We start from the raw sequence: 13619 nt of genomic DNA, 5'->3' as shown, positions 1-13619 counted from the left end.
AACGCAGGCTTCCAATCGTGTGACCCGCGTGACGTGCTAGCCTATCGGTACGAGCGATAGGCGAGGCCGGAACGGATGTTCGAACAGACGGAAGCGCAGGTCCGCGCATGGGTGGAGTGGTTGCGGTTGCTGGTCGAGGCGCTGGGCGCGTTCGTGATCGCGGCCGGCGTCGTCATCGTGATCGTCGCGCTCGTGCGTTTCGCGCTGTCGGGAGGCGGCGGCAGTTTCGTCCCGATCCGGCTCGCGTTCGCGCGCTACCTCACGCTGGCGCTGGAACTGCAGCTGGCGGCCGACATCCTGTCGACGTCGATCGCGCCGACGTGGGACCGCATCGGCAAGCTGGCCGCCATCGCGGTGATCCGGACGGCGTTGAACTACTTCCTCAGCCGGGAATTGAAGGACGAAACGGCCAGCGCCGAACCCGCGCTGCGCAACCGGCCGGAGGGACGCCGTGGCTGACGGCGGCATGCCGCGCCGGCGCCGCCTGGGCCTGAAGCGCGAGCTGCTGCTGGCCCTCGCGCCGACGGCGACCGTGCTGCTCGTGCTGGCCCTCGTGGAGGCGCTGAGCCGCCAGCGGCTGCTGTTCGCGTCGCTCGCGTCCAGCGCCTTCCTGATCTATCTCGACCCCGGCCACATCGTCAACACGGCGCGCACCCTGATCGTGTCGCAGGTGGGCGCCGCGTGCGTCGGCGCGGCCGCGGCCGTCGTGCTGGGCCCGGGCTATCTGTCGGCCGGCACCGCGATGGTGCTTGCGATCGTCGGGATGATCGTGTTCGATGCCGTCCATCCGCCGGCCGTGTCGACGGCCCTCGGCTTCGGCCTCAAGGCGGGGGATGCGTCGAACCTGGCGCTGTTCTTCCTCGCGCTCGCGACCACGGTGGTGCTGCTCGGGTTGCAGAAGCTGTCGCTGTGGCTCGTCGCGCGCTGGCAGGGCGACTAGCCTGCGAGCGCCAGCACCATCGCCTGTTCGGACACGCCGGTGCCCGGCCGCAGCACGGGCGCGCCGTCGTCGACGAAACCCATGCGGCGGTACAGCCGCGCGGCCGCGCCGTCGCCGCTCGTCACCTGCAGGTGCAGGGCTTGCGCGCGGCGTGCCCGCGCCCACGCGATGGCCGCCTCGACCAGCGCGGCGCCGACGCCGCGGCCGCGCGCTTCGGGTGCCACCCACACCTGGTACAGGCTGGCGGTGGCCGCGTTCCCGGCGCTATCGGCGTCCATCTTGACCCATGCGAGGCCGACGGGCGTACCGTCCAGCTCCGCGGCGAACGGCCAGCCCTGCTGGTGCGCGCCCAGCGCCGGGGCGGCGAGGCGGGCGGTCCAGGCGTCGTCGGTGCGCTGCGATTCTTCCGCGTACGTGCTGCAGAAGGCGCCGGGCGCGTCGGCCAGGGCGCGCAGGCGCAGGTCGCGGTAGACGGGCCAGTCGGCGGGGTGCAGCGTGCGGATGACGGGCGGGTGGCGGTCGAGGGGCATGGGCGGTCCGATCGGTTGGTGAATCGATCATAGCGGAACGTGCGCAGCCCGGCAACGGCGGGCGGCGCGGCGCCGTTTGCGCCCGGACGCGGGATCGGTTAGCATCGGCATCCCGCGCCCGCGACCGCATCCGGCACCCTGAAGACGATCGATGACTTTCCTGAACGTTCCCTACGCAGAAAAAGACGAAGCCCGCGCCCTCGGCGCACGCTGGAATCCCGGCCGCAAGCGCTGGTACGTGCCGGCCGGCGTCGCGCTCGAGCCGTTCGCCAAATGGCTCAAGGAGGGCGACGGCGGCGGCCGTGTCGACACCGCCGCGGCGAAGGTCGTCGTGGGCGCCAACTACGTCGAGCTGGACCACGCCTGCAATCCGTTCGAGCCGTGCGCCGAGTGCGCGCGGGCGTTGGCCGGCACGCCCTGGCAGCAGGCGCGCGCGGCGGCCCCGAACAAGCGCTAGGCCCGCGGCGCAATCGCCGGAAATGACGGTTTCTACACCGTCATCGCCCAGTCGTGCATGCCAGCCTGGCAAGAATGTGTTGGATTCGCCGACAAGGCAAGCAGGCCGGCCGCCGCTGCGCCTACCTGGACGTGGCGGACGGCACGGGCACCGTGATATCGAGCACGCGCATCGAGCCCTGAGCCGGGATCAGTGCGCCGGCAGCACGAGCAGCTGCAGGCCGGACGGCGTCTGCGCCGCGCGGTAGACGCGCTGCGTGGCGGCCTTGAAGTCTTCCGGCTTCGCCTTCGGGATGGTGACGAAGGTCTGCGGATTCAGGTCCACGAGCGGGAACCAGGAGCTCTGCACCTGCACCATGATGCGGTGGCCGCGGCGGAACGTGTGGTTGACGTCGCCCAGCTGGTAGCTGATCGCCTCGACTTTGCCCGGCACGAACGGCTCCGGCTTGTCGAAGCCGTTGCGGAATTTGCCGCGCAGCGGGTTGCCGCGCACGAGCTGCTGGTAGCCGGCCATCGTGCCGCGCGGCGGCGCCACGTCGTTGCCGTGCGCCGGCTGCCCGGTGCTCGGGTACTCGGCCGGGTAGACGTCGATCAGCTTCACGACCCAGTCCGCATCCGTGCCCGTCGTCGACACGAACAGCCGGGGCGTGACGGGACCGGCGACGGTGACGTCCTCCTGCAGCACGCCGCTCTGGTACACCAGCACGTCCGGGCGCGTGGCGGCGAAGCGCTGGTCCGACACCATGTATTCCTGCGGCACGGACGTCGCCGGGTAGCCGATGTACGGCACCGGCTTGCTCGGATCGGACACGTATTCGTCGTAGCCGCTGCCTGCCGGCGGCTGCTGCCACGTCAAGGTGCCGTGCGGGCCGAAATACAGCGTGCGCGCCTGCGCCTGCGCCGGCGGCCACGTCGTGTAGCGGCGCCACACGTTGCTGCCCGTCTCGAACGCCGTCACCGGCGCGATGGGTTGCGCGGGCTTGACGCCCTTGAGCTGCTGTTCGAAGAACGGGAACTGGATGTGTTCGCGGAAGTATTCGCCGGTCTTGCTGTCGAACGACACGCGTCCCAGCTGCTTGCCGTCGTAGCGCGCCCACCCGCCGTGCACCCATGGCCCGATCACGAGCCCGTCGAAGATGCCGGGGTTGTACTTCTTGATCGCGTGGTAGGTCGAAAACGGGCCTTGCGGATCCTCGGCGTCGAACCAGCCGCCGACCGTCAGCACGGCCGCCTTGATGTTCTTCAGGTGCGGCGCGATGGCGCGGGTCTGCCAGAACGCGTCGTACGTGTCGTGGTCGATCGTGGGCGCGAGCAGGGCGCGCTGCCGGTCCGTCAGGGTGCCGAGGATGCTCGCCAGCGTGCGGTGCGCGAGGAAGAAGTCGTAGGCGTCGGCCGCGCCGTAGTCGAAGTCGTCCCACGTCCTGGGCAAGGTCGTCGGGTTCTTCTGCTCAGTGAACGAGGCGTAGAAGCCGAAGTTCGCGGCCAGCATGAAGGCGCCGCCGTGGTAGGAATCGTCGCCCATGTACAGGTCCGTCACGGGCGCCTGCGGCGACGCGGCCTTGATGGCCGGATGCGAATCGATGATGCTGGCCGACGTGTAGAAGCCCGGGTAGCTGATGCCCCAGATGCCGGCCTTGCCGTTGTTGTTCGGGACGTGCTTGAGGAGCCATTCCATCGTGTCGTACATGTCCTGGCTTTCCTGGCCTTCGCCGGCCGCGCGCCGCGGGTTCACGTGCGGCGTCATCTCCTGCCATTTGCCCTCCGACATATAGCGGCCGCGCACGTCCTGCTTGACGAAGATGTAGCCGGCGTCCTCGAATTCCTTCGACGGTCCGATCTGCTTCGGATACCAGTCCTCGCCGTAGTGCAGCTCGCCGTCGGCCTGGACCCCGGCGCCGTAAGGCGTGCGGTTGATGAGGAACGGGTAGGGCTTCGACGCGTCCTTCGGCACGTAGACGACGGTGAACAGCTTCGTTCCGTCGCGCATCGGGATACGGTATTCGTACTTCGTGTACAGCGCGCGCAGGTCGCGCGGGGCGGGCTTGGCGTCGTCGGCCGCGTGGACGGCGGCCGGGGGCAGGGCGGTGCACGCGAGGGCCGCCAGCAGGGTAAGCAGGGGCAGGCGTGCGGGCAGGGAGCGACGGGTCATGACTTCCTTGGCGGAGTGGTAAAACCGGCAGTATAAATCCGCCCGCCCGTGCCTTGTCAGGTTTTCATCGCCTCCATCCGCGCCGGCGCGGCGGCCGTCGCGACGCCTCGGCGCGGCTGCAGGACCATGAGCGACAGCAGGGCCGGCACGCCCAGCAGCAGGCAGGCCAGGCACCACGCGGTGCGCATCCTTGGGCCGAGGCCCGCACGCCGCGTCCACCATGCCGCGCCCGCGCCGGAGAGCAGCAGCGCCGCGAGCGCGGCGGTCCACACGACCGGCGGATGCTCGTGCAGCAGGGGCGCGAACCGGCTCGCGCCGTAGTCGGGGACGGTGCCGTCGTCGACCAGCAGGTCGGGCAATTTGACGAGCGCGGCAAGCAGGGGCGAGACCCACCACGACCTGTGCTCGAACAGCGCCGGGAAGTCGTGCGCCAGCGCGCGGCGCCCCACTTCCTGCACCCGCGCCGATTGGTCGACCAGGTACGTCACCTGCTGCGACGCGGACGAGCCGTCGGCCTGGCGGTGGCCGAACACGAAGGTGACGAGGGTGCCGTCCGGGACCTCGCCGGCGCTCATCGATTCCAGGTCGCCGTATGGCAGCGGCAGCCGCACGTCGGCCGCGGCCGGCGGCGCCGTCGTCGCCGGCGTGAGCACCACGAGGCGGCGGTTGGTCAGGACGAGCATGCGCCCGCCCACGACGCCGACACGGCCGCCCAATTGCTCTTGCCCGTCCACGTGCAGGACGTGCTGCAGGCGCTGGCCCGGTTCGTCGATCCGGTACAGGTCGTGCGCGTCGACGATCCACGTGCCGCCGGCGTTGTCGCGTTCCGCCACAGGTACCGTGACGAACGGGCTGCGCGTGCCGGCGCCGCCGGTGCCGAACCATCCCTCGTCCGCGCGGGTGCGCCCGTTGACGCCGTGGAACCGCATGCGGTCATGGCTGAAGGTCCACAGCGTTTCGCCGTCGCGGAACGTTTCCATGCCCTTCGACGTCATCAGGCCGCGCACGCCGTATTGATAGACGATCCAACGAAACGACGCGACCGTGTGCGAGTTCGACATTGCGCCCGCCGCGTCCGTCCGCGGTTGCAGCGCCGTGCGCCACCCTGCCGCGCGCGGGTCCGGGCTCCCCGCAAGGCCTGCCTTCAACGCGTCCGCCGCGACGAAACGGCGCGCTTCGGCGACGCCGCCGGCCTGCGGAATGCCGTTCACCTGCGGATGATTGCCGGTGGCCAGCAGGCCGCCCTGGTACAGCATCGACCCGGCCCAGACCAGGCCGACATAAAAACAGACCTGCAGCGGGAGAGCCGAGGCCGCGGTGGCGACGGCGTCGTCCGCCGCGCTGCGGTTGGGGCGGAATACCGTGTACAGGAGCCCCAGCAGGACGAGGGCGCACGCCGCCGTCAGGCCCAGGACCGTCGCGGCCGTGGCGAGGCGCATGGTCAGGACGACGGGCAGCACGAGCACGATGAAGGCCCAGCGGCTGCGGTGCAGCACGGTGTACCCGCCGGCCAGCCACGCGGCCAGCGCCGACAATGCGAGATAGGCCGCGCCGGCGAAGTGGCGCGCGTCGACGACGTTGTGCGTGTAATGGCGCAGCGCGAGCAGCAGCGCGACCAGCGGCAGCGCCACCGCCACGGCGATGAGGAGTGTGGCCGCCAGCACGAGCGCCGCGAGGATGCGGGCGCGGTGCACGGGCCGGTGCTGCAGCCAGATCCAGCGGGCCGGCCGGCGGTAGCTGCCGAACTGGAAGACCGCGAGCGCGAGACCCGAGAGCATGTAGAAGCCCGCCATGATGACGTGCAGGCCGACCGCCCCGTTGGGGAGGTCGACGATCTGCTGCAGCATCGCCAGGCCGGCGAGGTTGGCCAGGCAGTACACGGCGGCGCCGATCCGGAAGCGGCGCAGTTCGGCCAGGAAGAAGTCGAGCATGGGATGTCCTTATGCGGCAAGCGGGGTGGCGGCGGCGGGCGTGGCCGCGGGGCGGGCGTGGCCATGGGCGAGGAAGGCGTTGACGGCGCGGTCCAGGCCGAGCGGCATGGCGTGCACGGACCGCGCGCCCAGCAGCTTGAGGCGCGCGCCGAAGCCGTCGTCCTGGTCGAACACGACCACGTGCGTCAGGTGGTCGATCGACTGGACCTGCAGCACGCCGGGGAGCGTGCGTACGTCCGGCGTCTTCGTCGGGAAATCGGCCACCCACAGCCGGACCCGGTCGCAGAAGTCGTCCGGGCCGCTCATGTAGCGCAGCCGGCCCCGTTCCAGGATCACGAGGTTGTCGGCCACGCGCTCGATCTCGTCCATCTGGTGCGAGCAGTAGACGACCGTGTTGCCGGCGTCGACCAGCGAGACCTGCAGCAGCGCGTCGAGGAAGGCGCGCTTGGCGACGACGTCGAGGCCCAGCGTGGGCTCGTCGAGGATCAGCAATTCCGGACCCTGCGCCAACGCGACGGCCAGGTTCAGGCCCGCGCGCTCGCCGCGCGACAGCTCGGCGATGCGCTGGCCGGGTTCGACGTTGAAGTGGCTGAGCACCTCGTCGAAGCAGGCCTCGTTCCAGCGCGGATACTGGTGCCGCTGCATGGTCGTGAGGTCGCGCACGCGCATCCAGCCGGGCAGCGTGTGCTCTTCGTTGACGAAGCCGATGCGTGCGCGCAGCGCCGGCGTGAGCCGCGCGCAGTCGTGGCCGAGGATGCGCGCGCTGCCGCTGGCGGCCGGCTCGAAGCCGAGCAGCACGCGGAACAGCGACGATTTCCCGGCCCCGTTGGCGCCGATGAAGGCATGCACGCCGCCGCGCGGCAGGCGCAAGGTCAGGTGGTCGAGGGCCGGCTTGTGCCTGTAGGTCAGGCAGAGTTCATGGGTGTCGATGGCGTAGTCGCTCATGCGGTTTTCTTGTTCGCGTAGTGGGAAAGCTCGGCCGCGACGCGGTCGAGGATGGTCTGCTGCGCATAATCGAGGCCGATGACGTCGCTGACGAAACGGTCGACCGCTTCGCCGAAGCGGCGTTCGCGTTCGGCGTCCGACAGGCGCTGGCGCTGTTCCGCCACGAACAGGCCAAGCCCGCTGCGGGCCAGAAGCCAGCCTTCGGCCGTCAGTTCCGCATAGGCCTTGGCCACCGTGTTCGGATTGATGCCCAGCTGCTGGGCCAGTCCGCGTACGCTGGGCAGGGCGTCGCCCGGCGCCAGGCCGCCGCCCGCGATCTGGCGCTTGATCCCGTCGGTGATCTGGCGGGCGATCGGGCGCGGGTCGCCGGTCACGATCTGCAGCATCAAAGGAGTGCGTGGGTTCATGTTCAATTCACTGTACTAGTACGGGTAGTACAGTAGCACCGGCGTTGCGCGATCGTCAAGACGTTTTTCGCGGGTGCGGATTGCGTTACGGTTGCGCCGCCACGGCGGGCGCCGCGCCGGACCAGCCGAGCCCCAGCGCCTTTTGCAGAGAGATGAAATCCGTCGTGAGGGCGGCGCGGGCGGCGGCCAGGTTCTCGTCCGCCGCCAGCAGCTGGCGTTCCGTGTCGAGCACGTCGATGAGGCTCGCGGTGCCGGCCCGCCGGCGCGCTTCCGTCAGGCGCGCGGCCTGGTCCGCGGCGGCGCGGGCCCGCGCCACCGTCGCCACCGTGGCGCGGCCCTGGCGGAAGCGGGCCAGGGCGTCCTCGGCGTCGCGCAGCGCGCTCAGCACGGCCGCGCGATACTGGGCCTCGGCTTCCGCGCGCAGGCCTTCGGCCTGGTCGACGCGCGCCCGGTTGCGGCCGAAATCGAGCACGTTCCAGCTCAGCCGGGGCGCGGCGATGGCCGTGGGATCGTCCAGGCGCGTGAGGTCGGACGGATGCGTGCCGCCGATGCCGATCAGGCCCAGGAGGGTCAGGTGCGGAAAGCGCGCCGCCTCGGCCTGGCCCACCTGGGCCGTGCGCGCCGCCAGCGTGCGCTCGGCCGCGCGGATGTCGGGCCGGCGGCGCAGCAACCCGGCCGGATCGCCGACGGGGACGCTGGCCGGCGGCAGCGGGACGGCGTCCACCTTGGCCGGTCCGGCGGCGGCCAGGTCCGCGTCCAGCGCGCCGGGCGCGGCGCCGGCCAGCACGGCCAGCGCGTCGCGGGCCGCATCCAGTTGGGCGGCGAGCGGTTCGGATTCGGCGCGCGTCGTTTCCAGCTGGCCTTGCAGGCGGACGAGGTCCAGCGTCGACGCGGTGCCGCCCGCCACGCGTCGGCGCGTGAGGTCGACGATGCGCTGCTGGCGCGCGACGGCGGCGTCGGCCAGCGTCATGAGGGCCTGCGTCGCGCGCAACTGCACATAGGCCTGCGCCACTTCGGCGGCGAGACTGACCTGGGCATCCAGCACGCCCGCCTCGGCCGCCTGCGCGGCGGCGCCGGCCGCCTCGAAGGCGCGGTGCTGGCCGCCGAACAGGTCGATTTCCCACGTGGCGTCGAAGCCCGCGTTGTACAGGTTCAGCGACGACGGAATGCGGAAGCCGCCGCCGCTGCCGCCGCTTCCGCCCATCTTGTCGCCGATGGGCGGCAGGCGCGCGTGGGCCGCCAGGACCGTGGCGGTGCCGTTGGGGAGCAGGTTCGCGCGCGCGCCGCGCAGCGCGGCCCGGGCCTGGCGCAGGCGCGCGCGCGCGACGTCCAGGTTCGGGTTGGCGCGCAACGCCCGCGCTTCCAGCCGGTCGAGGGTCGGGTCGCCCAGCGCCGTCCACCACGGCGCCGGCGCGGCATCGGGCGGGGCGCCGGCCAGCTCGCCCGCGCGCGCGAACGCGGGGGCGGCGCGCGGCGCGGCCGGCGGTCCCGCGTAGTCGGGGCCCACGGTGCGGCAGCCGGCCAGCACGGCGGCGGCGATGAGGGGAACGAGGATCGTCGCGTGTCGCATGGTGCGCTGCCGTCAATGGCCCGCGAGGGGCGCGCCGCCGTGCAGCGGGCGCAGGAACAGCACGAGCGGGATCACGCAGGCGATGAACACGGCCAGGATCCAGAACAGGTCGATGTACGTCATCGTCAGGGCCTGCAGCTGGATCGTGCCCGCGAGCCCGCGCAGCGCCTGCGGCATGCCGCCCAGGCCATGCGCCTGCGCGGCCAGGTAGTCGCCGACGGCGACGCCGTTGGCGTTCAGCGACTCCTCGAGCCGGCGCGCATGCAGCCACAGGCGCCGGTCCTGGATGACGGCGATGCCGGCCAGCGCGAGCGAGCCGCCCAGGTTGCGGGCGGCGTTGAACAGGCCCGCCGCGTCGCTCGCGTGTTCGCGCGTGACGGACTGGATCGCGGCCTGGTTGAGGAACACCATGGCGAAGATCGTGCCGACGCCGCGGAACAGCTGCGAGACCACGAACTCGCCGCCGGCCGCCTGCGCCGTCAGGTCTGTTTCGTGCCACGCGCTGATGGCCAGCACGGAGAGGCCGAAGCCGACGGCCAGGCGGATGTCGATCCAGCGGATCATCAGGGGCACGAGGGGCATCATCAACAGCGACGGCACGCCGCCCAGCGCGACGATCTTCCCGGCCTGCAGGGCGTTGTAGTCGGCGATGGCGGCGAGGAATTGCGGGATCACGTAGGACGTGCCGTAGATGACCATGCCGACCGTGATGCCCATGACGACGACGCTGCCGAACTGGCGGTCGAGCAGAAGGCGCAGCTGGATCACGGGCCGGCGCGCCGTCAGCTGCCCGATCATCATCAGCACGAAACCGGCGCCCGACACGATGCTGATCCACACGATGGTCGGGGACGAGAACCACTGTTCGCGCTCGCCTTCTTCCAGCACCACCGTGAGCCCGCCGAGGAAGGCGGCCAGGCCGACGACGCCGATCCAGTCGGCGTCCGCCAGCCGGTCCAGCCGCGCCGGCTCGTGGCGCAGGCCGACGAGCAACAGCGCGACGAGCCCGATGCAGATCGGGACGTTGAGGAAGAACGCGTAGTGCCAGCTGAGGTTTTCGGTGAGCCAGCCGCCGATCAGCGGACCGACGACGGGGCCGAGGATGGCGGTGGCGCCGAACATCGCCGTGCCGATGGGCTGCTGGCTGCGCGGCAGCCGCGTGGCGATGATGGTCTGCGCCGTCGGGATCATCGCGCCGCCGGTGATGCCCTGGCCCACGCGCCCCGCGATCATCATCCCCAGCGACGTCGACAGGCCGCACAGCACGGAGAACCCCGTGAACAGCGCGGCCACGGAAAGCAGGAAGGTGCGCAGGCCGAACACGCGTTCGAGCCAGCCGGACAGCGGGATCATGACGATTTCCGCGACGAGGTAGCCGGTGGCGATCCACGTGCCTTCGGTGCCGCTGGCCCCGATCTCGCCCTGGATCGTGGGCAACGACGAGTTCACGATCGAGATGTCCAGCGTCGCCATCAGCGCGCCCAGCGTGCCGGCGGCGACCGCGAGCCAGGCGGCGGCGTCGGCGCGCGGCTCGGCGCCGCTCATCGCCCGTCCTCCCGCTGCTGGTGCGCCTTCTCGTCCTGGCGCACGTCCTTGATGGCGTCCTTGGCGTCGCTCGTGTCGACGGTGACCTTGACGGATAGGCCGGGCACGAGCACCTGCCGCACCTCGGGACTGGCGTCGAGCGCGATGCGGACCGGGACCCGCTGGACGATCTTGGTGAAGTTGCCGGTGGCGTTTTGCGGGGGCAGCAGCGAGAACTGGGCGCCGGTGCCGGGCGCCATGCTTTCCACGCGGCCGCGCAGCTTCACGTGCGGCAGCGCGTCGACCTTGATCTCGGCCGGCTGGCCCACGCGCATGCGGCCGATCTGCGTTTCCTTGTAGTTGGCCGTGATGTACAGGCTCCCGACCGGCACCAGCGTCATCATGCGCGTGCCCGGCTGCACGAACTGGCCCACGCGCACGGTGGCGTCGCCCACGCGGCCCGCGATGCTGGCGGCGACGGTCGTCGCCTGCAGGTCGACGCCGGCCGCTTTCAGCTGGGCCGCCGCCGCCTCGCCCTGTGCCTCGGCCTGGCGCACCTGGGCGCGCAGCGAGGCGATGCGCCGCTCGGCGTTGACGAGCTGCGCGCGCTGCGCCGCGACCTGGTCGGCCGCCTGCGCGGCGCGATTGCGGCGGTCGGCCAGCGCCTGGGCGTTCTCGGCGCCGATCGCCACGAGCGGCCCGTAGCGCCGCGCCTCGCCCGCGGTGAACGCCGCGTTCTGGCGCGCCGCCGCCAGCTGGGCACGGGCGGCGGCCACCCTGGATTCCTGCTCCGCGATCTGGGCGCGGACCGCGTCCGCATTGGCCTTGGCGATGTCGACCTGGGCCTGGAATTGCTCGGTTTGCGCGCGGTAGTCGCGCGGGTCGATGCGTACGAGGGCCTGGCCGGCCTGGACGTCCTGGTTCTCGCGCACGAGGACCGCGTCGACATAGCCGCCGACCTTGGACGACACCGTCACCGCGTCGGCCTGGATGTACGCGTCGTCCGTCGTCTCGTGGTATTTGCCGACCAGCGCGTGGTAGGCGAACCACCCGCCGCCGGCCAGCAGCACGACGCCGCCGCCCACGATGAGCGCCCTGCGGATCTTGCGCTTCTTCTCGGGCGAGACCTGGGGTTTGTCCTCCTTGTCCTTGTCGCCCGCGTCCTGCGCAGGTGGGTTCTCGCCGGCCATGGAATCGAAACGATTGTTTGACTTAAAAACAATCGTACACATCCTGAACACGCCGCGCTTTTCATTTGCGCGCGGCAATGCGGGGACCGCCTTACGAAGAATGCCAGGGGGAATGCGGTCGAACGTTCTACGTTGCCAGGTGCGGCCCGATTCCGCTGTGTCTCAGTGGGCGGTGTTGCCGCAGACACTTTCGTATTGCTTCGCGACCGTGTCGAGCAGCGCATCCAGTTCCGGTCGTGCATGCCAGCGGCCCGCGGCCATCACGCCGAGCGGCTTGCGCAAGGTCGCCAGGTCGTCGAGCGGATTGCCCGTACTCAAGATCATGTCCGCGCGGTAGCCCACGCGCAGGACGCCCGCCGGCTGGGCGCCGGGTACATACTTCGAAACAAATTCGCCCGGCGTGCGGGTGGCCGCCGTCAACGCCTGCCGGCGCGTCAATCCCGCGGCGACGAGGCGATCGAGGTCGTCGTGCATGGAAAATCCCGGGGCGATGCCGGGAATGCTCGGCGCATCCGTGCCGACGACGAGCGGCACGCCGCCATCCGCCAGCGCTTTAGTGAACCGGCCGAGGAAGGCCAGGCGCGCGTCGAGCGAGCCGTGGCGGCGCACGTAGTCCTCGCCGCGCCAGTCGAGCCGGCGGTCCGGCGACACGTAGCGCGTGCTGGGCGCCGCGAGCATGTCCGTGAGCACGTCCGGCTTGCCCCACTGGCGGGCGATGGTCGCATACGTGTTCAGGTCGGCCGTCACGTAGACGCCCGTCGCGCGCACGGTGCGGACCATGGCGGGAATCTCGGCGACGGCCGGCGCCTGGTTCGGGTACGCCGCGGGCGGCTGCGTGAATCCCGTGTACAGGAATTCCTCGGTATGCGCGACCAGCACCTGGCCCGCGGCCAGCTGCTTCAGGATGCCGACGCTGGTGACGCCGTGGCCGACGACGGGCACGTGGCGGAGCCGGCCCTCGTCGATGAACGCGTCGAACGCTTCCTTCGACAGGTCGTTGTACACCTTGATGAAGGCATAGCCGTTCGTCTGCGCCAGGCGCACCAGCGCGCGGGCTTCGTCGGCGGACGTCACCATGACGTTGCCGTAGCGCTGGCTGCCGTCCACGCGCCAGGCCACGACCACGCGGGGACCGGGAAGGCGGCCCCGCTCGATCGCCGGCCGGACCTGCCCGACGAATTCCGGCGTCGCATCCCCCATGTTGAGCACCGTCGTCACGCCGTTGGCGAGATAGACGGCCATGTCCCGCTTCGTCGTGGAATGCGTGTGCATGTCCGCCAGGCCGGGCGACAGGTAGGCGCTGCCGCCACCGTCGACGACGGCCGCGCCGGCGGGCACGGGGAGCGCCGCGCCGATCGCCGCGATCGTGCCGTCCTTCACGAGCACCGTGCGGTCGCGCAGGACTTGCGGGTCGTCCATCGTCACGACGTTCACGTGCACGAATGCGGTGAGCGGAGGTGGTGCCGCGGCGCCGTCGGCGTGCGCGGGGGCCGTGGTGCAGATCGCGACGGCGACGGCAAAGAGCCGCTTCACGATCGCCGTCATGCGCTCGGCCCGTCCCGCAGCACGGTCTCGCCCGTGCGCGGGTTCGTCAGCGTGACGTTTTCCAGCGCCCGGATGCGCCAGGCTCCGTCCACCCGGGTGAGCACGGCGAGGATGAGCGTGTCGACGGCGTGCGGGCCGGCCGGATGGGCCGCGCCGACCGTCAGCCGGCTCCAGAAGTGGACGATGGCGCCGTCCGCGCCGACCGCGTCCACGGCGATCAATTCGTTGGCCAGCGTGGAATCGCTGTAGATCGTCGCGTGGATCGGCGCGTGCATGGCGACAATCGCGTCGGCGCCGCGCACGTAGTGGCCGAAGCGGTTCACGAAGGACGCGTCGGGGTGGAACAGGGCGCGGAAGGCGTCCAGGTCGTGGTCGTTCCAGGCGGCCTGGAAGGCGTGGAGCACGTCGTCGGGGCGTTGTAGCGGCATGTCG

The 13619-nt window shown here is 71.2% G+C and carries 12 protein-coding genes and 1 pseudogene; 3 read left to right on the top strand and 10 right to left on the bottom strand.

Going from position 1 to position 13619, the window contains the following annotated elements; translation table 11 throughout:
- Positions 1-75: 75 nt before the first annotated feature.
- Positions 76-459: a DUF1622 domain-containing protein gene (locus tag ISF28_RS15905; RefSeq protein ID WP_198118153.1), complete on the top strand. Its 384-nt coding sequence runs from the start codon at positions 76-78 to the stop codon at positions 457-459.
- A complete protein-coding gene (locus ISF28_RS15900; protein ID WP_198118152.1) occupies positions 452-940 on the top strand; it encodes an HPP family protein in 489 nt (162 codons plus the stop codon). The genes ISF28_RS15905 and ISF28_RS15900 overlap by 8 nt, the downstream gene beginning before the upstream one ends.
- Here ISF28_RS15900 and ISF28_RS15895 read toward each other — a convergent pair.
- Entirely contained in the window at positions 937-1470 is a 534-nt protein-coding gene (locus ISF28_RS15895) for a GNAT family N-acetyltransferase (RefSeq protein ID WP_198118151.1), read from the bottom strand. The genes ISF28_RS15900 and ISF28_RS15895 overlap by 4 nt on opposite strands.
- Positions 1471-1621: 151 nt before the next feature.
- On the opposite strand from ISF28_RS15895, the gene ISF28_RS15890 reads away from it, so the two are divergent.
- Positions 1622-1927 carry a DUF5710 domain-containing protein gene (locus ISF28_RS15890; RefSeq protein ID WP_198118150.1) on the top strand — a complete coding sequence of 102 codons (306 nt, stop codon included), beginning with the start codon at positions 1622-1624 and terminating at the stop codon, positions 1925-1927.
- A gap of 189 nt (positions 1928-2116) precedes the next feature.
- Here ISF28_RS15890 and ISF28_RS15885 read toward each other — a convergent pair whose 3' ends face one another.
- From ISF28_RS15885 to ISF28_RS15845, 9 genes and pseudogenes are all read right to left on the bottom strand, one after another.
- On the bottom strand, positions 2117-4075 hold the full coding sequence (locus ISF28_RS15885; protein ID WP_198118149.1) for a CocE/NonD family hydrolase: 1959 nt from the start codon (positions 4073-4075) through the stop codon (positions 2117-2119).
- 56 nt (positions 4076-4131) lie between these two features.
- The gene (locus ISF28_RS15880; RefSeq protein ID WP_198118148.1) at positions 4132-6006 is read right to left on the bottom strand and encodes a hypothetical protein; all 1875 of its coding nucleotides are present in this window, start codon (positions 6004-6006) and stop codon (positions 4132-4134) included.
- A gap of 446 nt (positions 6007-6452) precedes the next feature.
- A pseudogene (locus tag ISF28_RS31205) lies at positions 6453-6951 on the bottom strand (ATP-binding cassette domain-containing protein); the annotation flags it as partial.
- Positions 6948-7358 (bottom strand): GntR family transcriptional regulator, encoded by a 411-nt coding sequence (locus tag ISF28_RS15870; protein WP_229519122.1) that lies wholly within the window; start codon positions 7356-7358, stop codon positions 6948-6950. The pseudogene ISF28_RS31205 and the gene ISF28_RS15870, both read right to left, overlap by 4 nt.
- 85 nt (positions 7359-7443) lie before the next feature.
- A complete protein-coding gene (locus ISF28_RS15865) occupies positions 7444-8928 on the bottom strand; it encodes an efflux transporter outer membrane subunit (protein WP_198118145.1) in 1485 nt (494 codons plus the stop codon).
- Between the two features lie 12 nt (positions 8929-8940).
- Entirely contained in the window at positions 8941-10473 is a 1533-nt protein-coding gene (locus ISF28_RS15860; RefSeq protein ID WP_198118144.1) for an MDR family MFS transporter, read from the bottom strand.
- A complete protein-coding gene (locus ISF28_RS15855; RefSeq protein ID WP_198118143.1) occupies positions 10470-11642 on the bottom strand; it encodes an HlyD family secretion protein in 1173 nt (390 codons plus the stop codon). Before ISF28_RS15855 ends, ISF28_RS15860 begins: the two co-directional genes overlap by 4 nt.
- 162 nt (positions 11643-11804) lie before the next feature.
- A complete protein-coding gene (locus tag ISF28_RS15850; RefSeq protein WP_198118142.1) occupies positions 11805-13187 on the bottom strand; it encodes an amidohydrolase family protein in 1383 nt (460 codons plus the stop codon).
- Positions 13184-13615, bottom strand: a complete 432-nt coding sequence (locus ISF28_RS15845; RefSeq protein WP_198118141.1) for an SgcJ/EcaC family oxidoreductase — start codon at positions 13613-13615, stop codon at positions 13184-13186. The genes ISF28_RS15850 and ISF28_RS15845 overlap by 4 nt, the downstream gene beginning before the upstream one ends.
- Between the last annotated feature and the right edge of the window lie 4 nt (positions 13616-13619).

It is taken from the genome of Massilia rhizosphaerae (assembly GCF_016093545.1).
In the GTDB taxonomy this organism is placed as follows: domain Bacteria; phylum Pseudomonadota; class Gammaproteobacteria; order Burkholderiales; family Burkholderiaceae_D; genus Telluria; species Telluria rhizosphaerae.
This window is presented reverse-complemented; position numbering and strand designations above follow the sequence as displayed.